The sequence below is a fragment of the Achromobacter pestifer genome (assembly GCF_902859625.1).
Lineage (GTDB): Bacteria > Pseudomonadota > Gammaproteobacteria > Burkholderiales > Burkholderiaceae_B > Achromobacter > Achromobacter pestifer.
The window spans coordinates 39,520-66,433 of sequence record NZ_CADIJX010000006.1 but is presented as its reverse complement, the minus strand read 5'-3'; the positions used below and the strand labels follow the sequence as shown (position 1 = coordinate 66,433).

The 26,914-nt window shown below is 63.9% G+C and carries 24 protein-coding genes; 3 read left to right on the top strand and 21 right to left on the bottom strand.

The features are described 5' to 3' along the window. Window positions 1-10: 10 nt before the first annotated feature. The 10 genes from HV753_RS22180 to panD form a co-directional block, all read right to left on the bottom strand. A complete protein-coding gene (locus tag HV753_RS22180) occupies window positions 11-1,147 on the bottom strand; it encodes a general secretion pathway protein (RefSeq protein ID WP_246288356.1) in 1,137 nt (378 codons plus the stop codon). Continuing rightward, window positions 1,144-2,868, bottom strand: coding sequence for an ATPase, T2SS/T4P/T4SS family (locus tag HV753_RS22175; RefSeq protein WP_175176747.1), 1,725 nt, complete (start codon window positions 2,866-2,868; stop codon window positions 1,144-1,146). The genes HV753_RS22180 and HV753_RS22175 overlap by 4 nt, the downstream gene beginning before the upstream one ends. Then, complete coding sequence (locus HV753_RS22170; RefSeq protein ID WP_175176746.1) at window positions 2,865-3,362, bottom strand: hypothetical protein; 498 nt, start codon at window positions 3,360-3,362, stop codon at window positions 2,865-2,867. The genes HV753_RS22175 and HV753_RS22170 overlap by 4 nt, the downstream gene beginning before the upstream one ends. Further along, window positions 3,349-4,680 carry a type IV pilus inner membrane component PilO gene (locus tag HV753_RS22165; protein WP_175176745.1) on the bottom strand — a complete coding sequence of 444 codons (1,332 nt, stop codon included), beginning with the start codon at window positions 4,678-4,680 and terminating at the stop codon, window positions 3,349-3,351. The genes HV753_RS22170 and HV753_RS22165 overlap by 14 nt, the downstream gene beginning before the upstream one ends. A 9-nt stretch (window positions 4,681-4,689) precedes the next feature. Next, complete coding sequence (locus tag HV753_RS22160; protein ID WP_175176744.1) at window positions 4,690-6,279, bottom strand: hypothetical protein; 1,590 nt, start codon at window positions 6,277-6,279, stop codon at window positions 4,690-4,692. After that, window positions 6,276-7,151, bottom strand: a complete 876-nt coding sequence (locus tag HV753_RS22155) for a TrbG/VirB9 family P-type conjugative transfer protein (protein WP_175176743.1) — start codon at window positions 7,149-7,151, stop codon at window positions 6,276-6,278. Before HV753_RS22155 ends, HV753_RS22160 begins: the two co-directional genes overlap by 4 nt. A gap of 216 nt (window positions 7,152-7,367) precedes the next feature. Further along, complete coding sequence (locus HV753_RS22150) at window positions 7,368-8,708, bottom strand: extracellular solute-binding protein (protein ID WP_175176742.1); 1,341 nt, start codon at window positions 8,706-8,708, stop codon at window positions 7,368-7,370. 4 nt (window positions 8,709-8,712) lie between these two features. Continuing rightward, a complete protein-coding gene (locus tag HV753_RS22145; RefSeq protein WP_175176741.1) occupies window positions 8,713-9,969 on the bottom strand; it encodes a D-amino acid dehydrogenase in 1,257 nt (418 codons plus the stop codon). Window positions 9,970-10,228: 259 nt separating this feature from the next. Then, complete coding sequence (locus HV753_RS22140; protein ID WP_175176740.1) at window positions 10,229-11,275, bottom strand: CDP-6-deoxy-delta-3,4-glucoseen reductase; 1,047 nt, start codon at window positions 11,273-11,275, stop codon at window positions 10,229-10,231. 71 nt (window positions 11,276-11,346) lie between these two features. After that, window positions 11,347-11,715, bottom strand: a complete 369-nt coding sequence (gene panD, locus HV753_RS22135) for an aspartate 1-decarboxylase (protein ID WP_006224022.1) — start codon at window positions 11,713-11,715, stop codon at window positions 11,347-11,349. 210 nt (window positions 11,716-11,925) lie between these two features. On the opposite strand from panD, the gene sugE reads away from it, so the two are divergent. Continuing rightward, window positions 11,926-12,243, top strand: a complete 318-nt coding sequence (gene sugE, locus HV753_RS22130) for a quaternary ammonium compound efflux SMR transporter SugE (RefSeq protein WP_175176739.1) — start codon at window positions 11,926-11,928, stop codon at window positions 12,241-12,243. A 24-nt stretch (window positions 12,244-12,267) separates the two neighbouring features. Here the strand turns inward: sugE and HV753_RS22125 are convergent, their stop codons facing one another. The 6 genes from HV753_RS22125 to HV753_RS22100 all read right to left on the bottom strand — a co-directional run bounded on the left by HV753_RS22125 (window position 12,268) and on the right by HV753_RS22100 (window position 17,156). After that, a complete protein-coding gene (locus HV753_RS22125; RefSeq protein WP_175176738.1) occupies window positions 12,268-13,140 on the bottom strand; it encodes an MOSC domain-containing protein in 873 nt (290 codons plus the stop codon). 126 nt (window positions 13,141-13,266) lie between these two features. Continuing rightward, on the bottom strand, window positions 13,267-14,193 hold the full coding sequence (thpD, locus tag HV753_RS22120; protein ID WP_175176737.1) for an ectoine hydroxylase: 927 nt from the start codon (window positions 14,191-14,193) through the stop codon (window positions 13,267-13,269). A gap of 20 nt (window positions 14,194-14,213) precedes the next feature. After that, a complete protein-coding gene (locus HV753_RS22115) occupies window positions 14,214-14,618 on the bottom strand; it encodes an ectoine synthase (RefSeq protein ID WP_025135189.1) in 405 nt (134 codons plus the stop codon). Further along, entirely contained in the window at window positions 14,615-15,922 is a 1,308-nt protein-coding gene (ectB, locus tag HV753_RS22110) for a diaminobutyrate--2-oxoglutarate transaminase (RefSeq protein ID WP_175176736.1), read from the bottom strand. The genes HV753_RS22115 and ectB overlap by 4 nt, the downstream gene beginning before the upstream one ends. Before the next feature lie 125 nt (window positions 15,923-16,047). Next, window positions 16,048-16,608: a diaminobutyrate acetyltransferase gene (ectA, locus tag HV753_RS22105; protein ID WP_175176735.1), complete on the bottom strand. Its 561-nt coding sequence runs from the start codon at window positions 16,606-16,608 to the stop codon at window positions 16,048-16,050. Then, entirely contained in the window at window positions 16,605-17,156 is a 552-nt protein-coding gene (locus tag HV753_RS22100) for a MarR family winged helix-turn-helix transcriptional regulator (RefSeq protein WP_175176734.1), read from the bottom strand. Before HV753_RS22100 ends, ectA begins: the two co-directional genes overlap by 4 nt. Before the next feature lie 251 nt (window positions 17,157-17,407). Between HV753_RS22100 and HV753_RS22095 the strand changes: the two genes are divergently transcribed. Together HV753_RS22095 and HV753_RS22090 are read left to right on the top strand one after the other, a co-directional pair. After that, on the top strand, window positions 17,408-18,346 hold the full coding sequence (locus HV753_RS22095; RefSeq protein WP_246288355.1) for a MurR/RpiR family transcriptional regulator: 939 nt from the start codon (window positions 17,408-17,410) through the stop codon (window positions 18,344-18,346). 40 nt (window positions 18,347-18,386) lie between these two features. Continuing rightward, complete coding sequence (locus HV753_RS22090) at window positions 18,387-19,727, top strand: aspartate aminotransferase family protein (protein ID WP_175176733.1); 1,341 nt, start codon at window positions 18,387-18,389, stop codon at window positions 19,725-19,727. A gap of 45 nt (window positions 19,728-19,772) precedes the next feature. Here the strand turns inward: HV753_RS22090 and HV753_RS22085 are convergent, their stop codons facing one another. The 5 genes from HV753_RS22085 to parE all read right to left on the bottom strand — a co-directional run bounded on the left by HV753_RS22085 (window position 19,773) and on the right by parE (window position 26,697). Continuing rightward, the gene (locus HV753_RS22085) at window positions 19,773-20,966 is read right to left on the bottom strand and encodes a DUF418 domain-containing protein (RefSeq protein WP_175176732.1); all 1,194 of its coding nucleotides are present in this window, start codon (window positions 20,964-20,966) and stop codon (window positions 19,773-19,775) included. Continuing rightward, a complete protein-coding gene (locus HV753_RS22080; protein WP_175176731.1) occupies window positions 20,963-21,592 on the bottom strand; it encodes a TetR/AcrR family transcriptional regulator in 630 nt (209 codons plus the stop codon). The genes HV753_RS22085 and HV753_RS22080 overlap by 4 nt, the downstream gene beginning before the upstream one ends. Window positions 21,593-21,763: 171 nt before the next feature. Beyond that, the gene (gene parC / locus HV753_RS22075) at window positions 21,764-24,094 is read right to left on the bottom strand and encodes a DNA topoisomerase IV subunit A (RefSeq protein WP_175176730.1); all 2,331 of its coding nucleotides are present in this window, start codon (window positions 24,092-24,094) and stop codon (window positions 21,764-21,766) included. A 45-nt stretch (window positions 24,095-24,139) separates the two neighbouring features. Further along, window positions 24,140-24,736, bottom strand: coding sequence for a YcxB family protein (locus HV753_RS22070; RefSeq protein ID WP_175176729.1), 597 nt, complete (start codon window positions 24,734-24,736; stop codon window positions 24,140-24,142). Continuing rightward, window positions 24,736-26,697 carry a DNA topoisomerase IV subunit B gene (gene parE, locus HV753_RS22065; RefSeq protein ID WP_175176728.1) on the bottom strand — a complete coding sequence of 654 codons (1,962 nt, stop codon included), beginning with the start codon at window positions 26,695-26,697 and terminating at the stop codon, window positions 24,736-24,738. The genes HV753_RS22070 and parE overlap by 1 nt, the downstream gene beginning before the upstream one ends. Window positions 26,698-26,914 lie beyond the last annotated feature (217 nt).

The window sequence follows — 26,914 nt, the reverse complement described above, 5'->3', positions numbered from 1 at the left end:
CGGGACGACGCTATTGGCTTGCGTAGAAGTTGGTCAGGGCCCGGCGCAGTTCGTCGATGACGCCGTAATGCCAGAGCGTGATCCCCAGGACCGCCGCCAGAGACCCGATCAGCAGCGACCAGCGCAGCACGGCCGCCTGCCGCCGCACCCTGGCCAGCAGACGCGATTCGACGCGCAGGCGCACCCGCGCCAGGCCGGCCTCCAGCCCCAGCGCATCCATCATGTCGGCCATGTACCACCACGTTTCTTCATCCAACAATCCCGTGTTGAAGATCTCGGGACCGCTCGCGCCACCGTCCAGGCGGTTCAACATGGATTGCAGATGTGCGTGCATCCAGGGCCGAGCATCCCGTGCCTGCACCGACAGCGCGTGGCGCAAACGGGTATCGGCCGCACCATGCTGCCGGACCAGCACCGCCAGCAGGCAGAGGAAGCGGATCGCCTGAAAATCGCGGTACAGCCTCCACAGCAGCCAGCGGTCGCAAGCGGCCCGGAATGCGCCCGTGACATTCGGCAGCGACCAGAGGCTGAGCAACGTCATGCCGACGCTGAACACCAGCCACAACGGCAACCATTGCCGCAAGGCCTGGGCCAACGCGAACAGGCCGCGCGTCAGACGGCCGTAGTCTTCCGGCGGCACCATCTGGAAGACCCGCAGCAAGCGCGGCACGCTGAAGAACGGGATGGCGCAAAGCAAGGCCAGCGCCACAGCGGTAGCCGCCACGCCAGCCGCCGCCGCCGACAACACGGCAACGCGGGCCTTGCTACCCAGCCGAACCGCACGAGCCAGATCGCGCAACGCGGCGGCAAGATCGCCCCCCTCTTCCTGGACGCAACTCAACAGAACGCATTCATCCGAGGGCAGCGTGCCGGACCAGGCGACGCCAAGATCCCCACCCGCTTCCAGATAGGCGTCGGCCCAGTAATGCGACAAACGGCCGCGCACGGTGCGCCGACCGTAGCGCCGCGCATCGTCATCAAAAATGTCGCGCAAGCTTTTGCGCCCTTGCGTCCCTTCCACCAGGTCCGCCAGATACTCGTAGTAGTCCGCGCGCTGGCCCCGGAAGCGCAACGCATCCAGGCGCGGCAGATACACGCCGAACGAGCGTTCCCGTGCGAATCTTGCGTGCAATGACGGGAGACTCATGCGCGTCGTCCCAATCTGATCCCCGCCTTGGCGCGCACGGCGTGCGGTGAAGCCTGAAGATCGAACCGGCGCAACAAGGCCCGAGGATCCACTTCCCCCGCATTCACTTTGAACAACGCGCAGTCCAGTGCCCGCAGGCCACTCCGGGCCACATCGCGCCAACTATCCGCATCCATTGCCTGCGGGCGCCGCGTCAAACCCAGGTTGTCGCGCTTGCGCACTCGCTCCAGAAACCCCGCCAGACGTTCTGGCTCGATCAGTTCAGCCGCGACGCTACGGCCTGCGATGCCATTGAGCTCCTGCAACTGGGGCCGACGGCACGCGGAGCATCCGGCGGGATTCCTGACCCTGATCGCTTCCAAGTCCAGCAGGTATGTGCGCTGCATCCAGGCGGCCCACGCTTGCCAGTCCGGCGAGCCGCCCGATGATTGCGATGGCCCCCGCCACAAACTGTCCAGGGGCAATGCGCACGCAGCGCACAAGCGGGGCAAGAGCGTTTGATACACCAACAGTTTGAGAATGCCAGGCGTGGCGAGAAAATCCCGCGACACACCGATCGCCTCCGAGGCAAGACGCTCAGGAATCAACGCCGCGGAGCCTGCGTGCGTAGTGGTGTACAGGCTGACGCCCGACCCCGCCAGATCCATGAACGCACGGCCGGTATCGACATCGCGGATTTCTCCGATCAGCAGATCGTTCATGGCCGACCGCTTGATGGTCTTGAGTTTGGCATCGAACACGGGCCACGCGGATTCGGCCAATGCACCGCCCAACGTATTCTGCAAGGCATTGGCGATGACGTATTCCACCGGATCCTCCAGGGTGATGACTTTGCGGGTAGAAGCAATACCGCGCATCAGCGCCGCAATCGTGGTGGATTTTCCCGACCCCACCACACCCGCCAATACGATGGCGCCCCCTTCGCGCTCACGGGCGTGCAACAGCGTCTGGATCTGCGCGGGCAGATATCCCAACGCATGAAGGTCGCCATCGGCGGTGGCGTCCAGGCGCAGGATGCGCAGGCAGACTGAAGGCCCCGCATCGGTGGCCAGCGACGCCCAACGGAGCACGACGTGAACGGTATCCACCTCAAGCGCAATGCGCCCCTGTTGTTCAAGCGCGGGATCGAACACCGCGCCGTTGCCGCCACGCACGTCCATCCAGGCCACCGCCAGCACTTCCAGCAACGTCGTATTGGACAAACCGGAGAACCGTTCAGTGGCGACATATTCCCCATTGATGGTGTAGCGGATGTCGCAGGATTCACGTCGCTGGTTCACATTGATATGCACATCGCTGGCCCCTTGCACCACGCCCCATCGCACGATATCCAGGAAGAGCGCGCCCAAGGCGGATACCCGCTCGGCTTGCGCGCCCCCGCCCCTTCGCCCCAGGCCCGCGCCCGTCAATTGGCCTCGAGCGACCATCAACAGCAGCGGCGCCGGCAGTGCGTAACGGGACGGCTGCGCCAAGCGGTAGCCTTCGGATCGCACCAGGCGCTCGACCTCGTCGATGGGATCACCCTGGAGGTATTCCGCAACGGCGAAGACGGCCACATCACCGTTTTCCAACAACACGGGGCACAGGCGGCCAGCCAATGAGGCCAGGTCGAATTCACGGCTAAGCGCACGGACCAACGCTGGCGACAACCGGGAGATATCGTCGGCAGTGTGCAGTTCATGAGGCGGGTGCGCCTGCGAGGGTTTCGATAGGCGATTCATGGCGTTCCGCTCCCTGCATCCAGGCATGCGGTCAGGTCCACGCCTTCCCTGCGGAGCCGCACACATGCGCCGTCGATGGCAAGCAATCGGTAGCCGCCCGCCACAAAGACGGCGCCCGCCACAGGCGCGGCTCGGCCTGCCTGGTAGTGCAGCAAAGCGCCATTGACAAGCACCTCGGCACTCAGCCGCTTGGCAGACCCGAATATCGCAGCGACCCGAATATCGTCCTCCGGCCGAGCCAGGGGTTCCCGCGACGCAACCGCCGAACCCGGCGGACAAATGCCGGACACCCGGCAATCGGCCAAGGCGGCAGCGGCATCCGCGCGCAACAGCGTCCGCACCGTTTCCACTTCCGGCCACGCCTGCGCCTCGTCGGGTTCGGGCGGAAACGCCTGCGCGCCCACCGACGGCATCATGGCCGCAACGACGGCCAGCGCCCACGCAATGCGCCTGGCGATGGCTGCAAGCCACGCGGACAAGCTATTCCTGTTCATACATTTCTCCATGCAGTTCGGCGACCAACGTGCTGGCGACAAGGCTGGGTTGGTGCTGCGGCTGAACATCCAGCGCCAGCCGCGACCAATGCACTGCCGGCAGGGAGCCGGGCAATAACGCGAATGAACGCAATGGACCCGACATGCGCAAGGCACGGCGCCGGATGACCGGCCGGACAGGGAGGTCTGGCCCGGACGGATCTATTCCGGGGGCCACCAGCAGAGGCAACGGCACCGCCGGCGCCAACGCGATGGAAGCGAATGCCGGCTGCAAGCGTTGCAACGCGGTGACCCATTCCGTATCGACACGCTGCGCGTGGGGCAGCGACAACCCGGCCAATGTCACCGCGCCCGAAGCAACCTGCCAAGACAATGTGGCCTCTTCCAGCGGTTGGAAGGAAACGTTCCACCCCTTGGGCAAGCGTGCGTGCAGAAGCTGATTCGTGGCAAAGGGATATGCCCGCGCGTAACGCGCGGAACACTCCCAGGCGCGCGCACCCGCATCACATTGCGCACGGCGCAGCGCCCAGCCTTGCACCTGGATGGGAAGCCGTCCCATGGCGTGCAGCAAGCGGAAGAGTTCAGCGGGTGCATGTGCGGGCGTGCCTTCCAGCAACGCAAGATAGCGGTCTGCTTGATCCCTCGATTCAGAATCCTGTGCCTGCGCAACCGCTTCCGGCTTCCGCATGAGCCTCTGCACGATCAGGCCATTCCATAGCGGCGGCGCGGCGGCGGCCAACCCCACGCAAATCAGGAACAGCCGCAGGGCAAGCGGCAACGCCGCCCAGCGGGATGGCAATACCGCCAGCCTGGCGCCGGGTTCAACGGCTTGCTGCAACGCCGCCCATACCGAATCAGCGTCGTGCACGGGCAAACCGGGGCGTTGATCCCGCAGCCGCTCCTGTGCGCGCAAGGCTTCGTCATGCGACGTGAACACCTTGTCCGCCTGCGACAACACCGTGCCATCCTGAGCCGCGACCAGCCAATAGCGGCCTTCTGGAAGCGGAATCAGACACTGCCCGCCTGCCGGATATCGCAGCGCATATAGCTGTGCGGCAGCTTGGATGTCGGGCGCCCGCCCCCGTGGCGACGCGCCCGCATGCGCACCGCGACGCCACGTCTTGCGCACCCGTCCGTACCCCGCCACCGTAGCGGGAGACCCCCCAACGACGACGTGCGTGGCTCGCAGCCGCCGGCCACGCGCGCGGGCCAGACCGGATGCGTCGGAACCGATCAGTACCATCCAGCGCAAGCCCAGCGCCAGCTTGCGGTCGGTGCCCGCACATTCGACAAGAAGGAAATGAGGAGCTCGATTCATGGCGTGGCCTCAATACCCTTCTTCAACCTGTGCCGTGACCAGCAGCAACGTGGTCTCTCGTTCTTGAGTGGCGCTGTCTTGGCCGCCGGTGATCAGCGGCAGGCCAGGCGCAAGCCGTTGGCGGTCGTGCTGTTCCTGGCTGCGGTCGAAACCGGAAAGAATGACGGGTTGGCCCGGCCGCAGCTCGATCTGCTGCACGGTGCCATTGCCATCAATCGTGATCTGCTGCACTTGCACTTGATTGCCGCGCTCTCCGAAGGTGATGGTCTTCAGCGGTTGCGCCACGGCGTTGTCATAAGCAACAGACAGCAGGATCTGCCCGTCTGCCTGGATGTCCGGCAAGAGCGTCAGGAATGACCCCACCGTTTCTTCCTTCTGACTGATCGACACCGCAGGCAGCGAACCATTGGCCCCACCGGCCGTCGTGCCAGGGACCGCCGTGCTCTGCACGCGGTCGATATACGAAAATGTGGTTCTGATCGCATGCGTGACCGGCCGGCGGTTCAAGGTCAGCACTGGCACTTTGCGGTGCCGGACGATCGCGCCCATCGTGCTCAGCGCGGAAACGACCGCCTGCGAACCGCCGAAAGGCCCGCCATCCACACCAGCGTCAAGCAGACCCGCGCCTACCGGAACCGCGCCGGGCAAGGCGATACGTGCCGACGCGCCCGCCGCGGCATAAAGCGCGTTCCAGTCCATTCCGCCCGATGCCGATTGCCGGGCGATGACGGTGATTTCCTCAAACACCAGCCTCACGCGGCGCGTCAGTGCCTTGTTTTCATGTTCAAGGTAGTACGCGACTCGTTCCAACGCCTCGGGCGTATCGGTGACGACCAACGACGACGCCCCATCCACCGCATCCGCGACCAACCCCGATCGAGTCAGGAACGGAACGATGCTGGCGCGCAGAACCGCCAGCGCGTTGTGCTCCTTTGCCGACAACGTGGTGTTGGATGTGCTTTCAAAGCCTTCGCCGCTTTCAGTCCCCGACCGCCCCAGACGCACATCCACCGCGCTGGCAAGCGACAATGCCCGCACGTCAAAGACACGTGTTTCAGTGCGATAGAACTCCAGCGCGTTGCGCACGTAGCGCCAATGCACGGAGAATCGGGCGGCCAGCGCATCCAGCAGATCGGCGAGCGGCAGCGGCCCATCGCGAACTTCCAGGCGGATCGGGGCCGGCGAAGACAACCCGGTATTCACGGCAAGGCGCGGCAGGAATTGCTCAAGAGGAAGCAAGGCATCGGGACGCACCCGCACCGGGATGCCGGTGGCAGCGCCCAAGCGCTGGGCCAACGTCGATAGATCCGCCTGATCGGCCAGCATCAGCGTCGTCGGTACGTTTTCCCGCAATGCGGGCGGCAACGCGACGGCACGCGCCAACGGCTGCGGCTTGCCCGCGACCCAAGGCGTCGCGACATCCTGTGCGGCGATACGTGCCTGGCGGTTCGTCAAGCGATCCGCAAATGCCTGATGGCGCCCTGCCAGTGCCGCCTGCCGTTCGTTCGCCGCCCGGTTCAAATCCGTTGCCTGTTGCGATGCTGCGCAACCTCCCAACACCCCGCACGCCACCAGATTCAAGACTCGTTTGATCGTCATGCCCCGCCTCCTTGCAGCGCTGCCGAGCGTGAGCAGGATTGAGCCAGCGGCACCACGCGCAGCACCTGATTGCCATAAAAGCAGGGTTGCAAAGGTGTTTCGGCCAACTCGGTCGCGCCCAGCAATTCGCGCACGGCGGATTTGAAATCCCCAGAAAAATCCGCTGAAGCGGACAACGGGATATCCACGTCCACCGCCCAATGCTGCGGCTGGAACGTCCATCCCGAACTGTCCGCCCAACGCGCCAGGACGGCACGAAGCGTGGCGTCCGGCGGCCCTGCCCGAAACAGCGTTGTCGAAGCAGTCGATGGCGGTGAATTCGCAAGGCCCGGAATCGCGGCGGCCGTCACGGCCGCGTGGGGCGCGCTGGATTCCGAGAATGAGGCCACTTCCCCCCCATCAGGCGTTGCAGCCACCTCCGGATATGTCGCGACCAGCGGCCCGCTGGCCGCCAGCGTTCCGACAGCCGGCAGGGATGGCGTCGGCTCCATCGCCACATTCGCAATATCCGCGGCACGCTCCGCTCTTGCCACCAACCTGCCGCCACGAAACCGCAGTGCGTCCCACTCGCCTACCACCACCACATACGGATCGCGGCGAAGATAAGGCAAGGCTTGCTCACCATGGCCGCGCATGCCAAAGATCGCCGGCAAGGCCTGCCCTGGCGCGAATTGCAGCCAGACTTCCTTGCCGTCGTCGAATACCTGCACAGGCGCGACAGCGGGATCGCCTGACAAGCGCCAGTCAAAACGGAAGCCGCGCGTCGCGGGCTCCGTGGGCTGCCAGGATCCGCCAGCACCGCCATTGGCCGGCCAGGCTGTACAAGCTGCCAGGCCGGACAGGCCCACCGCCAGGAAAATGAATCGAACCATGCCTCACCGCAAGCTGAAGGCGCACCAGAAGTGGTACGCATGAACGGCATGGTGGACGAGGGGCTGGCGCGTCGCCAGACTGGCATGTACGCATGGATGCTTTGATCCACCCGCCCGGAGCTGGCGATAGACGAAAAAAAACCCTGTCCTATTGGACAGGGTTTCTTGAGAGCGAAGACGGCAGGCGTTTGCGCTGCCGGCTATCCCTCTGGATGATCAGCGTTGCGCGGCGATGCTGCGTGCCTGCGTCGCGGCATTGTTCAGGGCCGACACGGGCGGAACCTTGCCTTCAAAGGCATCGTTCAGCTGCTGATTCAGCACCGGTTCGATACGGTTGTAATTCGCCATCCGGAAGCCACGGCTATTGCTGGCGGGGCGCGTGCTCATCGAAGCGACCACGGCTTGCGCGCCGGGAATGCTCTTGTAGAACGACACGTCAGACGCACGGAATGCGGCTTCGGTCAGCGGCAGGAAGCCCGTGCGCTGATGCCATTCGGCCGCCACGACCGGCTTGGACAGCCAGGCCAGGAATTGCGCGGTGGCCTTTTCTTCGGCTTGCGGACGGCCGTCAAGCGCCCACAGCGCGGAGCCGCTGACAAACGGCTGGCCGGCGGTCTTGGTGGCTTGATCGTAGTAAGGCACCGGCGCCACGCCGAACGACAAGGACTTGGTAGTCAGGAACGTGCCGAAGGCGCCAGAGTTGGCCGTCAGCACGGCGCACTCGCCCTTGGCGAACAGCTTGTCCGCCGAGGCATCACCCGTATGCGCCATGAACAGCAGCGACCGCTTCCAGCTGACCATCAGCGAGATGTGGCGCATGTAGAGCGTGTCGAACTGCATCGCAGGCGCCGCGCTCTTCTTGGTGATGGCATCCAGCCCGTTGTTGTTGCTGGTGAACTGCTGCCCGTTGATCGGCGCCAGGTTTTCCAGGTGGACCGTGACCTGATCGCTGGAAGCGTAAGGGCAATCAATATCGGCCACGTCGCGCAGCTTGAGGAGTTCGGCTTGCAAGCCGCTCCAGGTGCGGGCGGGATTGTTGGGATCCAGGCCGGCCTTCTTGTAGGCGGCAGTGTTGTAGAACATCACCGGGACTTCGGCCATCCACGGGAAGGCCAGCAGGCGGCCCTTGCCGTCGCGCGTGAAGCTGCTGGTGGCCGGCACGAACCAGTTCAGGTCCTTGATCGGGTACTTGGCCAGCAATTCGTACATCGGCAGGATGGCCTTGTGCTGAGCCACGACTTCAGGCGAATGGTTGTCAGTCAGCTGCACCAGATTGGGCGCCTTCTTCGCCTTGACGGCGGTGACGGCCTCTTGCTCCAGCGCGTCCTGCGTGCCGAACGCGCGCAGCTTGACGCTGACTTGGTCCTGTTCTTTGTTGTATTGCTTGGCCAGCTTTTCAAACTCGGCCTTGTTTGCGTCGGACAGCGTGTGCCAGACTTGGATTTCCACTGGAGCGGCGTTCGCCACGCCTGCCATTGCCATGGCGGCGCCAAACACCCATGCACGCCGGCTGGCGAACATCGCGCGGGCAACGCCCGCCAATTGCAGATTCTTCATAGGTTCACAGACCAAGAAAAGGGAATTCCGGTTCTGGCCGCCGTCCGCTAAGCAGATCGGCCAGTGCCCGGCCCGAGCCAACACCCATCGTCCAGCCGAGCGTACCGTGTCCCGTATTGATATACAAATTGGGGATACGGCTGCGGCCGATGATGGGCACATTAGAGGGAGTGGACGGGCGCAAGCCCGACCAATAGCTGACGCGCTCAAAATCGAGCGCGTCGGGAAAGAGTTCCTGCGCCAAGCGAGTCAGGGCTTCGCAACGGCTGGTGTTCAGGCCCCGGGAGTACCCCGAAAGCTCTGCCGTGCCAGCCATGCGCAGCCGGTCTCCCAGGCGCGAGAACACGATTTTGTGGCTGCTGTCCGTCAAGCTGACCGTGGGAGTGGCTTCCGGCTTCAGCACCGGAAACGTCGCCGAATAGCCCTTGGCCGGATAGACGTTGCAGGGAATGCCCAGCGGGCGCAGCAGATTAGGACTGAAACTGCCCATTGCCACGACGTAGGCGTCGGCCGCGACGACGCCGTAGCGGCCGTCCGGCTCGATGATTTCAACGCCTTGCACTGTGCCGCCCTGGGTCAGCAGGCGCGTCGCCCGCGTGCTGTAGCGGAATTCGACGCCAGCGCGGGCGCAGCGTTCAGCCAGCGCGACCGTGAACAGATGCACGTCGCCACTTTCATCTTCGGGGGTGTAGTCGCCCCCGACGATGGTCTGGCGATGCGGAGCCAGAGCCGGTTCAATGGCGATGACCTCATCGGCCGTGACCACGCGGCGTTCAACGCCGAAATCGCGCATCAGGCCTGCGGCGCGCTGGGAGTTCTCAAATTCGTGGGGGTCGCGGTAGAAATTCAGGATGCCGCGTTCAAGGTGGTCGTATTCGATACCCAGTTCGGCGCGCATGCTGCGCAAGGTGGCGCGGCTGTATTCCGCCATGCGGACCATCGCCCGGATGTTCGGCGCCAGACGGCCCGGCAGGCATTCGCGCAGGAAAGCCAGACCCCACATCCATTGCCGCCAATCCAGCTGCGGACGAAACAGCAACGGGGCGTCATCCTGGAACATCCATTTGAGCAGCTTGAGCGGGGCCTGCGGATTGGCCCAGGGTTCGGCGTAGGAAACCGAGATCTGCGCGCCATTGGCCAGGCTCGTTTCCTGTGCGGGACCGGTGCAGCGATCAATGACCACGACGTCATGGCCCGCCTGGCTCAACCACCAAGCGCTGGAGATTCCGATAATGCCGCTACCCAATACCGCTACTTTCATGCCCGCATTGCTCCTTGCGTACCAAATAGGTTCTCGGACCCGATGTCCGCCTCCCTTGGCAAGCCGCTGCCAAGGCAGTTTACCCTGCCGAATTGCCCCCGCCTACGTAAAAAATGCTCCCACACGCGACACACGCCTTGGGTGCCTGCTCCCCCGAGGGGGCGCCTTTATCCTGGCGGGATCCGCCTATAAAAAGGGGCGGAAGTCACCAAGCATTTCAGCCCTGTGATTTCCGCCCTTGGCGTTCATATCGTCCGGTTTACGACGCGGCTTTCGCCAGGTCGGCTTCGGAGGTGAATGCGTCCGCGTAGAACTCTTCCGGCGGCAAGCCATTCTGCACGCTGAATTCGCGTCGGGCGGCATCCACCATCAGCGGCGTGCCGCAAGCATAGACCTGGTGCCCGGACATATCGCTAATGTCCTGCATGACGGCCTCATGGACGAAACCGGTACGGCCGGTCCATTCATCTTCCTGCACCGCATTGGACACGACCGGCACATAGCGGAAATTCGGCAGCAGGCCCAACCAGGACTGCGCCAATGCATCCATGTACAGATCGCGCGGGCGGCGGCCGCCCCAGTACAGCGTGACCGGGCGGCTGATGCTCTTGTGGATCATGTGTTCCACGATGGCCTTGACCGGCGCGAAACCCGTGCCGCTGGCCAGCAGCACAATCGGCTTGTCGCTGTCTTCGCGCAGGAAGAACGAGCCGAATGGCCCTTCAAGGCGCAGGATTTCGCGCTCTTTCATCTGCGTGTCGCCCGCGCCGAAGACGTGGTCGGTGAAGAGTCCGCCCGGCATGTGGCGAATGTGAAGCTCCAGCGGGCTGCCCGTATGCGGCGCACCGGCCATCGAATAGCTGCGGCGGCGGCCATCCTTCAGGATGACTTCAATGTATTGGCCGGCGTAGTAGCGGAACTGCTCCGAGGCGGGCAGTTGCAACTTGATCACCGTGACGTCGGGTGCGACGCGCTCCAGGGTCTGCACGCGCGAGGGCAGCTTGCGGATCTGGATGTCGCTGGCCAGACGGACTTCGGTGGATTCAACCACCATGTCGGATTCGGGGCGGGCCTGGCAGAACAGCGTGTAGCCGTCGGCCAGTTCTTCCGGTGACAGGATCTGAGCGGGATATTGCCCGGCGTCGAACTCCCCGGACACCACTTTGCCCTTGCAGGTGGAGCACGCGCCGTTGCGACAGCTATAGGGCAGCACGATACCCGCGGCCAGGGCGCCGTCGAGCACGGTCTGGCCGGGCTCGACCGGGAATTGATGCTTGCTGGGTTGAATGATGACCTGGAAGCTCATGATGAAACGGTTCAGAGTTGACGAGAGCGCCCGCCGGACAAGCCGGCCGCGGCGCTACGCCCGGCCCGGCCTCAGGCCGGGAACTTGCGGATTTCCTTGACGCGGTTCGCGTCGTCCACCAGCACCACTTGCGGCTTGTGCGTGGCGGAATCAGCTTCGGACATGGGGCCGTAGGTGCAGATGATCAGAAGATCACCCACTTGGGCCCGGCGCGCAGCGGCGCCGTTCAACGAGATGGCGCCGCTACCGCGGGCCGCCTTGATGATGTAGGTGTCGAAACGTTCGCCGTTGGTGACGTTATAGAGTTCGATACGTTCGAACTCGCGCATGCCGGCAGCGTCCAGCAGGTCTTCGTCGATGCCACAAGATCCTTCGTAGTGAAGGTCGGCTTCGGTGACCGTGACGCGGTGCAGCTTTGCCCGCAGCATGATGCGTTGCATGATAGAAATATCCTGGTTCGCGGCCCGGCCCGCGAAACGTTGCTAAAGTGATGCCCGGCATCCGGTTTTGCCGTTGGAAGCCGCTATTCTATAATTTTTGCCGCAGCGGGACGGCCCGTTGCTGCGCGCGGTCAAATGGCCGGTGTTTTTTATCCGGGGACGACCCCTCAACGCCAGCATTCCGCTGGCAGCGCAAAGTAGGAGTCGTACATGACCTGGATCATCCTGGTTCTCGCAGGCCTGTTTGAAATCGTCTGGGCCGTCGGGCTGAAGTACACCCACGGTTTTACCCGCCTCTGGCCGTCCCTGATTACGGCGGGCGGCATGGCCATCAGCGTCTGGCTGTTGGCCGTCGCCATGAAAACCTTGCCTCTAGGCACCGCCTACGCCGTCTGGGTAGGCATCGGCACTATCGGCGCCTTCGTGGCCGGCATCGTTCTGTTCGGCGAATCCACTAGCTGGATGCGCATCGCCAGCGTCGCTCTCATCGTCCTGGGCCTGATCGGCCTGAAGATGTCCTCGGTGTAAGCCCCGCCAAGGCCGGGCGGCGGGTCAGAAATCGAGTTCGATCTCGACCCCGTCGCCCACCTTCAGTCGAGCGCCCGCCGGCGCGTCCAGAATGGCGTTCTGGCCGAACACCACCCCGATTTCCAGATTGCGATAGCCCGCCAACGTGCGGCCCGGCTCGTCGTACTGCTGCGCGGTGCGCTGGTCAATGTCAGGAATCGAACAGCGGGTGCAAGGTTTGACGAAAGCCATCCGGACACCGGCCGCCGTGATCATGGCGGTGTGATCTTCCTCGAAGGGTTCCCATTCGCCGTCGACCACGATATTGGGCCGAAAACGGTTCATCGGCACGGGCGCAACGCCCTTGGCCTGCAAGCGGGCATTCAGGTCGTCCAATGATGCCTGGTTGGCGATCAGCAGGGGAAAACCGTCGGCAAAACCAAAGTGGTGCTCCCCGGTGAACGCATCCGCCAAGTCGGGATGCGCGTCAACCCACCGGGATACCCAATCCGGCTTGGCGTTGCGCCGCGCCGCCGTATCCACCTTGAACAAACGGCAAGGCGTCTTGAGAAAATCGGAAAACCATTGCCCGGCGGCGGCGCTTTCACGCTGGGCCGAAATGGTGTCGCTCCATACCGCCACGGTTTCCGCCCCCGGCTCCAGGCCGGATCCATCCAACGGCACGTCCAGATCGGCCATGCCCGGCGCGGACAGGCGCAGCGCGTCGGCGGTGAGTGCCGTGCGGATCAGCGCCATCGCGGGCCATTGCCGTTGGGTCATGAACTGGCCGTCGGCGCTGATCAGCATCCAACGGCGGTCGTGGGCCAGTCCGGCGCGGTCGATGGGAGACTCCGACAGGTCAATGCCTGCGCAGGATTTGATCGGGTAAATGTGCAAGCTGAGGATACGGGCGGACATGGAGGCGGAAGGTCAGCTGAAGAATCCGCAAAAGAATAGCAGAGTGCCTGCGGCGCCCACGCCCCCGGCAGACATGAAAAAACCCGGGCCAGGCCCGGGTTCGGAAAGCGTCGCCTGGCAGGTAGCCTAGCCACCCACCAGTTTCAGCGCATCCAGCGGCATCACCGCCTTGAATCCCTTGCGCGTCGCGATGTGTTCGGGACGCGGCGTGAGCCCGTACTTGGGCGGATTCAGGGTGTTTTCCATGCTGTTGTAGACCATGAACACGTTGGCGCGCGGCCACGGCGAGATATTGCTGTTCGAGCCGTGCATCGTGTTGCAGTCGAAGAACACCACCGAGCCGGCCTTCGCCGTCATCGACCGGATGCCGCCCTGCTCCACCAGCAGTTGCAGGCTGACCGGGTCGGGCACGCCGTACTCTTGCTTCTTCAGCGATTGCTTGTAGTGGTCGTTCGGCGTCTCGCCAACGCACGAAATGAACTGCCGATGCGAACCGGGCACCAGCATCAGCGGGCCGTTGCACTCATTGTTGTCGGTCAACAGCACCGAGCAACTCAGCGCGCGCATCGACGGCATGCCATCTTCGACATGCCAGGTCTCGAAGTCGGAGTGCCAGTAGAACTCCTTGCCTTTGAAGCCGGGCTTCATGTTGGCGCGCGACTGGTGGATGTAGACCTCGGACCCGAGGATCTGACGCGCCACATTGACCAGCCGCGGGTCGCGCACCAGGCGCGACAGCACCGGATTCAGCACGTGCACCATGAAGATGGAACGCACGGCATTGCTGCCCGGTTCGGTGATGGACTCTTCGCGCCGGACGATCGACGGGTCGCGCGTCATGCGCTCGACCTCGGCCGACAATGCGCGGATCTCGGCTTCCGAAAACAGGTTTTCCAACAAGAGGAAACCGTCGCGCTCGTACTGGCCGACTTGCTCGCCCGAGATGGCGTTGGCGTATTGGCCATTGTCATAGACCACCGGATCCTGGCGGGCGATGATGGCGGAACTTCGATCCGTACGAGAGGCGTACGGATCCTGTGCAGGTGAGATCATGCGAACCTCCTTGTCTTGTTTCAGGCCGCTTTGGCGTGGGCTTCAGGCAAGGCGTAAACGCCCTCTTTGTCGTGCACTTCCTGGCCAGTCAGCGGCGGGTTGAAGACGCAGATGACGCGCAGCGGCTCTTTGCCGCCGCACAGCCAGTGCTCGTCGTGCTCATTCAGGGCGTAGACCACGCCGGGGCCCAGGTCGTACTTCTTGCCGTCGGCGATGGTCTCGATGGAACCGTCGCCTTCAATGCACCACACCGCTTCAAGATGGTTCTTGTAGTGGATGTGGGTACGGCCGCCCGGAAAAATGGTGGTCTCGTGGAAGGAAAAGCCCATGCCGTCCTTCTTCAGCAGCACACGGCGGCTGACCCAGGTGTCGGTTCGGACTTCATCGGCGGTGCCGATCACATCTTTGACGTTGCGTACGATCATTGGCGTTTTCCTCCAAATTTCAGAATGCGGGCAGACTGCCCCTCTTCAGCCAGCGCTTCGGCCACGCTGGCCTCGATCACGTCCAGCCCCTTGCTCAGCAGTTCTTCCTCGATCGTCAACGCAGGCAGCAGCTTCAATACTTCGTCGTGCGCGCCCGAGGTCTCGATGACGACGCCCTTCTTGAAGGCGTTCTGCGAGATGCGGTTGGCCAAGGCGGGCGTGGTGTTGCACACCAAGCCTTGGATCAGCCCGCGTCCGCGCACCGACAAGCCGGCGTTGGGATAGCTGTGAACCAGGTTTTCCAGCCAATCGCGCACCTGGCGCTCTTTGCGCTGGATATCGGCGGTGAACGCCGTGTTGGCCCAATAGGTTTCCAGCGCCTGCGTCGCGGTGACGAAGGCCAGGTTGTTGCCACGGAAGGTGCCGCTGTGGGCGCCCGGCTTCCAGATGTCCAGTTCGGGCTTCATCAGCACCAGCGACATCGGCAGCCCGAAGCCGGACAGCGACTTCGACAGCGTGATGATGTCCGGACGGATGCCCGCGGCCTCGAAACTGAAGAACGTGCCGGTACGGCCGCAGCCAACCTGGATGTCATCGACGATCAACAGCATGTCGTGGCGCTTGCACAGGCGGTCCAGCTCTTTCAACCAGCGCAGCGTCGCGACGTTGACACCGCCTTCGCCCTGCACCGTTTCCACGATGACCGCCGCAGGCTTGTCCATGCCGCTGCTGGGATCTTCCAGCATGCGTTCCAGATACGCCATGGTGTCCACGTCGGGGCCGAAGTAGCCGTCATAGGGCATGAACGTCGTATTGCCCAGCGCGTAGCCCGAGGCTTCGCGGAACTTCATGTTGGCCGTCACCGCCAGCGAACCGCCACTGACGCCATGGAAACCATGCGTGAACGAGATCACATTGGGGCGGCCCTTGACCTGACGCGCGATCTTCAGCGCGGCTTCCACGGCATTGGTGCCGGTGGGGCCGGTGAATTGCAGGGTGTATTGCCAGTTGCGCGGCTTGAGCAGCACGCGATCCACCGTCTCCAGGAAACGCTTCTTCGCGCTGGTGGCCATGTCCAGGCCATGGACGACGCCGTCCGACTGCACATACTCCAGCAGCTTTTCCTTGAGAACAGGATTGTTGTGGCCATAGTTCAGCGTGCCGGCGCCGCTGAAGAAATCGATGTACTCGGTGCCGTCCTCATCAATCAGCGTCGACCCCCTGGCCTGGCTGAATATCACGGGAAACGACCGAATGTAGCCCCGCACCTCCGACTCCATCCGGTCAAAGATTTTCAAGTCCATATGATTAATCCTCCCTTTCATCTCATAAGTTGACAGACGGCCAGCGCCCCTCCGGATGCGGCAAGCGCAATCGGATCGGCAAAACCATCCCGGTATTTCGATAAGTCCGTTGGGGTTGCGCTGCCCTACGGGGCAGGCAATGCGAACGGGCCTATCCTCAACAACATCTCGTCGTCGTGGTCCGCGCCTCCGAACAGTTGCCGGTCGAAGAACGGCTGTTCGGATACGTGGGCGCCCAGCTCGCCGGCCAAGCCGGTAAAGCTGCGGCGCGATGCCTGGTTGTCAGGCCCCACCGTGGTTTCAAGATGACGAACATGCGCGAGTTCCTTGCGTTGCAAGAGCTCTCGAAGCATGGCGCGGCCCAACCGATGGCCGCGTGCGCGGGTGTGCACCGCGACCTGCCAGACGAACAACACGTCGGGCCGGGTCGGGATCACGTAAGCGGAGATAAAACCGTCGATACGTCCGCCGGCACTTTCGGCAAGGACGCTGGTGTCGCTGAAATGCTCGCACAGGAGCAAGTAGGCGTAGAGGGAATTCAGGTCGAGTGGCGGGCACTCGGAAATGAGGCGGTGAATGGCGGCGCCGTCTTTGCGGTTGGGCAGACGCATCGTATGGGTCTGCGCGCGAACCGCCGGCGCCACGGCACTTGAGAGGGTTGGAGGATCCAGTTCGTGTTTCTTCATGCAACGATTCCCGATTCTGGGGGTGCCCCGCCCGTGGGCACTTCAAGGATGGGCGACGACACGTCGCCATGCGCGTCGGCGGCAACTGCCTGGCCTTCTTGCTCCATCAGCGCCACGATGCGTTCCAGCGATAGCGTGATGGTGGCTTGCTCAAGCTCAGGCAATGCGTTCAGCGCGTCAGCCAGGTGCTTTTGCAGTGGCGACGGCGCTTGCTGCGCCAATTCGCGCCCGGCGTCCGTGGCGGTGACAAATACGATGCGGCGATCTTCGCGGCCGCGTTCGCGACGAATGAACCCCTTGTCTTCCAGGCGGTCCAGGATGCCGACCACCGTACTGGGGCTGACGTGAATCTCGCGACTGATCGCCGTGGCCGTCAGCGGCCCGTTGGCGATGACCGTGCGCAGGCACATCAGCTGCGGCGCGGTGATGTGGCTCACCGCGGACAGTTGGCGTGAATGCAGTGCGATCGAGCGTGTGATGCGGCGCAAGGCACGCAAGATGCGCAGGTCGTACTGCTGCGAGGGGTCAGTTACGGTCTGTTTATTCATGACTGAATTAGTTCAGTTAAATTGATTTCTGCTCAAATGATATGGGTCCACCACTGCGCTGTCAAACCGGATTTACGCTGATTTTGTAATCATTTCCGTGCTTTCCACACGCATATTCCCCATGGGTTCAGAGGGAAACTCTGGCGTTACAGTTCGTTGGAATGCGGTTTACGTTTCGTAAATAAAACATTTGTTTTTTATTCAATGATAGAAGTACCATTTGTTTTATTCACACCCCCCCCTCCCCCATCGTGACCACTGCCTTCCAGGATCAATTGCGCGAATTGGCCGCCGACCTGCCCGCGGAACTGCAACGCGCCGCGTCCTGGGTGCTGGCCAACCCCGCCGAGGTGGCCCTGTGGTCCATGCGCCGCCAGGCCCAGGCAGTAGGAGTGGCCCCCGCCACGATGCTGCGCATGGCGCGCGCGGCGGGATACGACAGCTATGAAACCTTCCGCGCCCCCTTCCAGCGCCTGCTGGCGGGCGGGTCCGCCGCCAGCCTGCGGGATCGTGCCGCGCGCTTGCAAGCATCCCGCGAACACCGCGCCGGCTTGCAAAGACACGATGCGCTGACCGACCTACAGACAGCAGCCATCGCTTCCGTTTGCGAGGGCAACGACGACGCCAGCTTCGATGCTGCCGCCGCCGCCCTCCTGGCGGCCCGGCAGGTTGGCTTCCTGGGTTTGCGCTCGGCCTTCGGGATTGCCCACCAGATGCGCTACGCCTATCACCTGCTGCGCCGCAACGGCATCCTGATCGACGGCTTGGGCGGCGCTCCCGCCGAAGAGGCCGACTGCTTGCAGGCCGGTGACGCGCTGGTCGTGATATCGCAGGCCCCCTATCCCGCCGCCACGCTGCACCTGAGCCGCCAGATCGCCCAGCGCGGCGTGACCGTGCTGGCGCTGACCGACAGCACCACCAACCCGGTGGCGCTATCCGCCCGGCACGTGCTGCATTTCACGCCGCCGGCCGATACCGACCCCGCTGACCTGTCCGGCCAACGCGGTCCCGGATCGTTCTTCCACAGCACGGCCGGCCTGCTGGGACTGGCGGAACACCTGATCGCGCGGGTGGCCGCCCAAGGCGGCGGCGACGTTCTGCAACGCCTGACCGAAATCGAAAGCCGCCTCCATGCCGATGGCGTGTACTGGTCGGATGCGTCCACCAAGCGCGCCCGCCAACGCCCTTAGCAATGATCTTCTTCTACCCTTTGCCACCCGGGACATTCCAATGACCAGCACCCGCGTTATGCATCGATCCCTGCGCGCCACGCCGCCTGTCGCCGTGCGCGGCCAGGGCGTCTGGCTTTACGACCAATCCGGCCGCGCCTACCTGGATGGCTCGGGCGGCGCCGCGGTTTCGTGCCTGGGGCACAACCACCCCGACGTGCAGGCCGCCATGCATGCGCAGATCGACGCGCTGGCTTATGCCCACACCAGTTTTTTCACGACGGAACCTGCCGAGCAATTGGCCGCGCGATTGGTCGAGGACGCGCCCGCCGGGATCTCGCACGCCTACTTCGTGTCGGGTGGCTCCGAGGCAATTGAAGCCGCTCTGAAGATGGCGCGTCAGTACTACGTCGAAACCGGCCAGCCAGAGCGCCGCCATATCGTGGCCCGGCGGCAGAGCTACCACGGCAACACCTTGGGCGCCCTGGCGGTGGGTGGCAATGCCTGGCGCCGCGCGCAGTTCGCGCCACTGCTGATTCCGGTAGAACACGTGTCGCCGTGCTACGCCTACCGCGACCAGCAAGCCGATGAAACGCCCGAGCAATACGGCGAGCGTCTGGCGCAAGAACTGGAGCAGACTTTCCAGCGTCTGGGCCCGGAAACCGTGATGGCCTTCGTGGCCGAGCCCGTTGTGGGTGCGACATCGGGCGCGGTGACCGCCGTGCCAGGTTATTTCCGCCGTATCCGGGAAGTCTGCGACCGTCATGGCGTGCTGCTGATCGCCGACGAAGTCATGTGCGGCATGGGCCGCACGGGCACCCTGTACGCCGTGGAACAGGAAGGGATCGTGCCAGACCTGATCACCATCGCCAAGGGCCTGGGCGGCGGCTACCAGCCTATTGGCGCGGTCATGGCGCAAGAGCGCATCGTGCAGGCGATGCAACAAGGCAGCGGCTTTTTTCAACATGGCCACACCTATCTGGGCCATGCCATGGCATGCGCCGCGTCACTGGCAGTGCAAAACGTGATCCGCCGCGACCACCTGCTGGAACGGGTCCGCACGCAGGGCGATGGATTGCGTCGGCGGCTGGAACACGCCCTGGGCCAGCATCCGCATGTGGGCGATATCCGCGGCCGCGGTCTTTTCATGGGTGTCGAACTGGTGCAAGACCGCGCCACGAAACAGACTTTCGACCCTGCGTTGACGCTGCATGCCCGCATCAAGCGCCACGCCATGGCCCAAGGGCTGATGGTCTACCCGATGGGCGGGACAATCGACGGCCGGCAAGGCGACCACGTGCTGCTGGCGCCCCCCTTCATCATCTCGGATGACGAACTGGATCAATTGACGGCGAGGCTGGCTAGCGCCATCGATGCCGCCATCTCCGAAGCGCGTGCCTGACGCTTAGGAGCTTCCGCCAGGTTACGGACGGCGTTGCGGACAGCATTACGGACGGCGCCAGGCAGGCCAGCCGCCGATCGTCAACGCGCGCAGCACCCATTCGACGGGACCGTAGGCGTGGCCGCGCAGCCACCAGGCTGACATCGGCAACTGCACCAGGTAAACCGCCACGGCGATCCCGAAGGTCGCCAGTGGCGGCAGCCGGCCAAACAGGCCCAGCCCCCACCCCGTGAACACGAATGCGCACACGACCGACTGCATCAGATAGTTGGTCAACGCCATCCTGCCCGCAGGTGCCAGCCACGCCCCCAGGCATGCGCCCGCGCGAGTCCGCAGCGACAGCAGTAACGCCGCCGCGTACGACATGCTGAGCAGCGGCGCGGTCAACAGGTCCAGCGCCAGACTCGGCAATTCCCAGGCTGGCCCCGCGGACGGCAACAAGGACGTCGCATACACCGCCGACCCTGCCAACCCCGGCACGAGCCCGATCGCCACCAATAGCCAAAGCGTGCGCGGATGGCTGCCCGGCTGCGCCAGCGCATTGCGGCGCCCCAGCGCATAACCCACCAGGAACATGGCGAACGCGGACGGCCCCTGCACCAGCAGGATCACTAGCCACACACTTTCGGTCAACTCCTTGATGTGCTGTGCGATCGTCGTGCCGATAGAGCCCCGATACGCCTCGATGGCGGCCTGCGCATTCGCCAGGTACTCCGCCGCATAGTCGGGCGGTACGGGGCCCAGCAAGCTGGTCAGCCCCGTCAGCCCCCAGAACGCCGCGCTAAGCGCAATCAGCCACAAGGCGGTCTTCAACGCCGTTCGGGGATCCACATTGCGAAACCGCAGCAACAGCAGCCCCAGCAAGGCATACGTCAGCAGAATGTCGCCTTGATAGAACAACACGGCATGCGCCAAGCCCAATATCGCAAGACCGGCCAGCCGGCGCAGAAAGCGCGGGCGGAACGCCGCCTGGCTGCGCTCCGCCGCCGCCATTTGCAGGGTGAAGCTATAGCCGAACAGGAACGAGAACAGCAGGTAGAACTTGGTCTGGAACAACCAGGCAATCACCCATTCCGTGGCCTGGTCCTGCGGCCGCGAAAACAGCGGACTCTCCACGCCCGGACCAAAGAACGGCGACGCGAAGACGCCGATATTGACCACCAGGATGCCAAAGAGCGCAAAGCCGCGCAGCGCGTCCACCTGGACCAGCCGGTCGTTGGCAGGCAAGGACTGGCTCATGCCCGGCTCCTTGCTCGACGCGGCGCCGCAACCGTGGGCGCATCCGGCAGACAGCGCAGCAAGACAGATTCCAGCAAGCGCCCACCCGCTCCACCGTCAAATGCCGGGTCCACCACAGATCGGCTGTAGACCCCATCCAGCAGCAGCAATAGGACGTCCGCCATGTCACCCAGCGGCTGCGGGGCATCCCGCCCGGCCCAGACCGCCTCCAGCAGTGCCACCAGACCTATCTTGCGTTCGGCCTCATTGGCCATCACCAACGCATGCACACGCGGATTGCGTACCGCCTCGGCCAGCACTTCCATGCCCAGGCGCACAAATATCGGGTCCTGATACAGCGCCAGTTGGCCATCGACCCATTCACGCAGCCCCAAGCACGCATCAGGCGCCGTGCTTGCCGCCTGCATCCGCAAGCGGATGTCATCGGTATCAGCGGCGACCAACGCCTCGATGATGTCTGCCTTGCTGGCGTAATAGTGGAAAAGGTTGCCGGGGCTCATTGCCGCCCGCGCGCAAATCTGTGCGGTGGAGGTCGCGTGAAAGCCGTGTTCGGCAAAGCACTGTGCCGCCGCATCCAGAATATGGCGGCGGCGCTCCTGCTGCTTGATGGGATCTATTTTTCTCATCACTAATTAATAGATTGACTGATCTATCTATTAAATAGCAGGCGCGCGAATCCGGTCAAGAAAAAGCTCAAGAAAAAAGGCGGGCCAACAGGCTCGCCTTTTTTCTTCCCTTCGTTGGCCATTCGGCGGCACAAGCGGATTCGATATCCGCCCAGCCACCCAGCAACGCCGTCACCCCAACACGGGCGACAACACCGGCTGCTTGGGACGCACATCCAGCTGGCGACCCTTGCGGGCACGCTTGCCCACATACGGGGCCAGCGCGTCGCCTGCCAGGATGTCCTCGGTCAGCTTGTTGCGATAGATACCCGTGGCACGCAGGCCGCGGGCGCTGATCGGCACCGTTTGATCCAGCTTGTCCGAGGAATCCAGTCCCATCAGGATGGTGCCTCGGCCACCGCCGGACAGCGACTTGCACTCGTCCAGGCCAAAGACCAGGAACTTGCCCTTGGCGGACAGCAGAGCCAGTTGCGTGGCGCCCTGGAACAAGGGCACCGGGCGCAGCATTTCGTCGCCCTCTTCCAGCGTGATGAACTGCTTGCCGGCACGCTGGCGGCTGACCATGTCGGACAGCTTGGCGGCAAAACCATAACCGCCGCGCGTGGCCAGCAGCCACCGGGTATCCAGCGCCGCGGCGATGGTATGCACGATGCGCGTGCCGGACTCCAGGTCGATCATGGTGGTGACCGGCTGGCCGTCGCCACGCGCCGACGGCAAGCCGGCAACGGGCACGGAATACACCCGGCCGTTGTCACCCATCGCGATCAGCGTGTCGGTGGTGCGGCATTCAAAGGCGCCATACAGGTCATCGCCCTGCTTGAAGCCAAATTGCGAGGCATCGTGGCCGTGCCCCTGGCGGGCGCGCAACCAACCCTTTTCCGACACAACCACCGTGACCGGCTCGTCCAGCACCTTGGTTTCCAGCACGGCGCGTTCAGCGGTCTCGATCAGCGTGCGGCGATCGTCGCCGAACTGCTTGGCGTCGGCCTCGATTTCCTTGATCAGCAGGCGCTTGAGCGTCGTGGGGTTGTCCAGCAGTTCTTGCAGCGAGATCTGGTCTTTTCGCTTGTCGGCCAATTCCTGCTCGATCTTGAAACCTTCAAGACGGGCCAACTGGCGCAAGCGCATTTCCAGGATGTCCTCGGCCTGGCGCTCGGAAAGCTTGAAGCGCTCCATCAGCGCGGCGCGGGGTTCGTCGGATTCGCGGATCGTCTGGATGACTTCGTCCACGTTCAGGTAGACCAGCATGCGCCCTTCCAGCACATGGATGCGGTCGGTGACCTTGTCCAGGCGGAAGCGCGTGCGGCGCACCACGGTGTTGGTGCGGAACGCCACCCATTCCACCAGGATGTCGCGCAGGCCTTTCTGACGCGGCCGGCCGTCGGTGCCGATGCACACCAGGTTGATCGACGAGCTGCTTTCCATGCTGGTCTGCGCCAGCAAGGTGTTGACGAACTCGTCGCGATCCACGCGCGAAGTCTTCGGCTCGAAGACCAGCCGTACCGCGGCGTCCTTGCCGGATTCGTCGCGCACGGCGTCCAGCAGGTTCAGCATGACTGCCTTGGCCTGCGTCTGCTCGGGGGTTAGGCTCTTCTTGCCGGACTTGACCTTGGGGTTGGTGATTTCCTCGATCTCTTCCAGGACCTTCTGGCCCGACGTGCCCGGGGGCAGCTCGGTGATCACCAATTGCCACTGGCCGCGCGCCATTTCCTCGAACTGCCAGCGGGCCCGCACCTTCAGCGAACCACGGCCCACGCCATAGATCTGCGCGATGTCAGCCGCGGGCGTAATGATCTGGCCGCCACCGGCGAAGTCAGGGCCGGGAATCATTGCGTGCAGCTCGGCATCCGGCAATTGCGGCTGCTTGATCAGCGCCACGCAAGCCTGCGCCACTTCACGCAGGTTGTGCGCCGGGATTTCGGTGGCCATCCCCACCGCGATGCCCGATGCGCCGTTAAGCAGCATCATGGGCAGGCGCGCGGGCAGCATCTGCGGTTCTTGCTGGCTGCCGTCGTAGTTGGGCACGAAGTCCACGGTGCCTTCGTCCAGCTCGTCCAGCAGCAGCTTGGCGATGGGCGTCAGGCGCGCTTCGGTGTATCGCATGGCGGCGGCGTTGTCGCCGTCGCGCGACCCGAAGTTGCCCTGGCCATCGATCAACGGATAACGCAGCGAAAAATCCTGCGCCATGCGCACCATGGCGTCGTAGGCAGCCTGGTCGCCGTGCGGGTGGTATTTACCCAGCACGTCGCCGACGACCCGTGCGGACTTCACTGGCTTGGCGCCAGCGGCCAGCCCCATCGCCTGCATGGCGAACAGAATGCGGCGCTGCACGGGTTTCTGCCCGTCGCCCACGTCGGGCAAGGCGCGGCCCCGCACCACGGAAACCGCGTAGTCCAGATAGGCCTGTTCGGCGTAGCGCGCCAGCGTGATGGCGGCGTTGGCGTCGCCATCGTCGTCGGGCGGAGTGGGGTCGAACAAGCCGGGTTGATTGCTGTCGGTCATGATGTATTCAGGTAGACAATTTCATCGAAACGGCGTCAATGCGCCTCAAGCGGACGGCGCCAGCTGCGTATCGGCGACGTGCGCGCGCAACTGGGCGCGCACCGCCTCCAACGTAGCGGCGTCCTGGCCGCGCTTGGGAATGATCACGCCCTGCAAGGTGCCCAGAATGACGTACAGATGCTGCGGCGTTTCCTCAACGCGACGCACGTCGGACCAATCCATCCGCCCGGAGGCGGTGGCGGTGGCATCCGAAATGCCGTCGGGCCCGAAATCCAGCTGATGGCGCCCCAGGAAAAGATCGTCGGGCCGCCGTTTCAGCATGCGCCGCGTGTTCATCTTCACCAGCGGCGGCAACGCGAACTCGTAGGCCAGCGCCAGCAGCGCCAGGATGCCCAGCCCCACGGCCAGCCCCTGGAAGTACACGGGCAGGATCCGTCCCCAGTCCGGCCCCTTGCCGTCCCAGGTTTGCCAGATCAGATAGGCCATCAGCGCCACGATCATCAAGACCGCGAAACGCAGATGGGACCGGTAGCGGCGGCGGCGCAGCTCGGGCCGCTTGTACACATAAGCCGCGAACTCCGCGTAGTCGTCGGCCGTCATGTCGACGGTCATCCGGGCTTGGTCGGGCGTGGTGGATGTCATCAGATATCCAGCTCCGCCAGATTGCCCTTTTCTTCGATCCAGGCGCGGCGTTGCGAGGATTCTCCCTTGCCCATCAGCATGTCGAACATGCGGGTGGTGTCGTCGGGGGTCAGATCACCGTAGCCCACGGGCAGCAGGCGGCGCGTATCCGGATTCATCGTGGTTTCCCACAACTGTTCCGGATTCATTTCACCCAGGCCCTTGAAGCGGCTGACGGCCCAGGCGCCTTCACGCACGCCTTCCTTGCGCAACTTGTCTTGCGCGGCCTCAAGCTCGCCTTCGTCCAGGCAATAGATCTTGCGCGCCGGGCGCTTGCCCTGCGCCGGTACGTCCAGGCGGAACAGCGGCGGCTTGGCCACATAGACGTTCCCGGCTTCGACGAGCTTGGGGAAGTGCTTGTAGAACAAGGTCAGCAGCAATACCTGGATATGCGAACCGTCAACGTCAGCGTCGGACAGGATGCAGATGCGGCCGTAGCGCAGGCCCGACAGGTCGGGCGTATCGTTGGGGCCGTGCGGATCCACCCCGATCGCGACGGAAATGTCATGGATTTCGTTGTTGGCGAAGAGCCGGTCGCGGTCCACTTCCCAGGAATTCAGCACCTTGCCGCGCAACGGCAGGATGGCCTGGAATTCCTTGTCGCGGCCCATCTTCGCGGAACCGCCGGCCGAGTCACCCTCGACCAGGAAAACTTCCGTGCGGGTGGCGTCGCTGGATTCGCAGTCGGTCAGCTTGCCGGGCAGCACCGCCACGCCCGAGCTCTTGCGCTTTTCAACCTTCTGCGCCGAACGCTGGCGTGCCTGGGCCTGGCGGATCGCCAGTTCGGCCAGCTTCTTGCCGTACTCCACATTGCTGTGCAGCCAGAGGTCGAGCGCGCTCTTCGCAAAGCCGCCTACCAGACGCACCGCGTCGCGGCTGTTCAGCCGTTCCTTGATCTGGCCCTGGAATTGCGGGTCCAGCACCTTGGCCGACAGCACGAAGCTGGCGCGGGCGAACACGTCTTCGGGCAGCAGTTTCACGCCCTTGGGCAACAGGCTGTGCAGTTCGGCAAACCCCTTGACCGCGCTGAACAGGCCTTCGCGCAGACCGGACTCATGCGTGCCGCCGGCGGGCGTGGGGATCAAATTGACGTAGGACTCGCGGACGGCATTGCCGTCTTCGGTCCACGCCACCACCCACTGGGCTCCCTCGCCCTCGGCGAAGTTCTCGTGATCGGCGCCCGCGTACTGCTGGCCTTCAAAGAAGGGCACCATCAGCTCGGCACCGGTCAACGCTTCGGCCAGATAGCCGCGCAAACCGTCCTGGTATTGCCAGGTCTTGGTGTCGCCGGATTTCTCGTTGACCAGCGTGACCTTCACGCCGGGCAGCAGCACGGCCTTGCTGCGCAAGAGGTGCGTAAGCTCGCCCAACGGGATGTTGGGGCTGTCGAAGTATTTTGCATCCGGCCAGACCCGCACGCGGGTGCCGGATTTCTTGCGGCCGCCCTGGTCGTACGGTGCCAGGGGCTCGGCGACGTCGCCGCCCTTGAACACCAGGCGGTTGACCGCGCCATCACGCCACACCACGACTTCCAGCCGGGTGGACAGCGCATTGGTGACGGACACGCCGACGCCGTGCAGGCCGCCCGAGAAGGCATAGGCGCCGCCGCCCGCCTTGTCGAACTTGCCGCCCGCGTGCAGGCGGGTGAAGACCAGCTCCACGACGGGAGCGCCTTCTTCGGGGTGCAGACCGACGGGAATGCCCCGCCCATCGTCCTCGACGGACACGCTGCCATCAATGTGCAGCGTGACCTGTATCTGTTTGCCGTAGCCGGCCAAGGCCTCGTCTGCGGCGTTATCTATGACCTCTTGCACGACGTGCAGCGGGTTTTCGGTGCGGGTGTACATGCCCGGGCGCTGGCGCACGGGCTCCAGCCCCTTCAGGACGCGAATGGACGCCTCGGTGTAACGTGGAGTGGCCAAGTTATCCCCAACATCTGTGGAAAAAAACCGACATTTTACGGATAAGCCTAGATTCTGCGCGGCTCCCAGTAGGATGCGCACGACCTGACCAGCTCCGAATTCGGTAGGATGATGACAGTCACAGCCAGCGCGTCAGGGTTCAATCACCCCGATCACGACAACTGCGCCGCAACATCCTACACAAAACCAGCAAACCCTGTTGTTATTAACAGTGGTA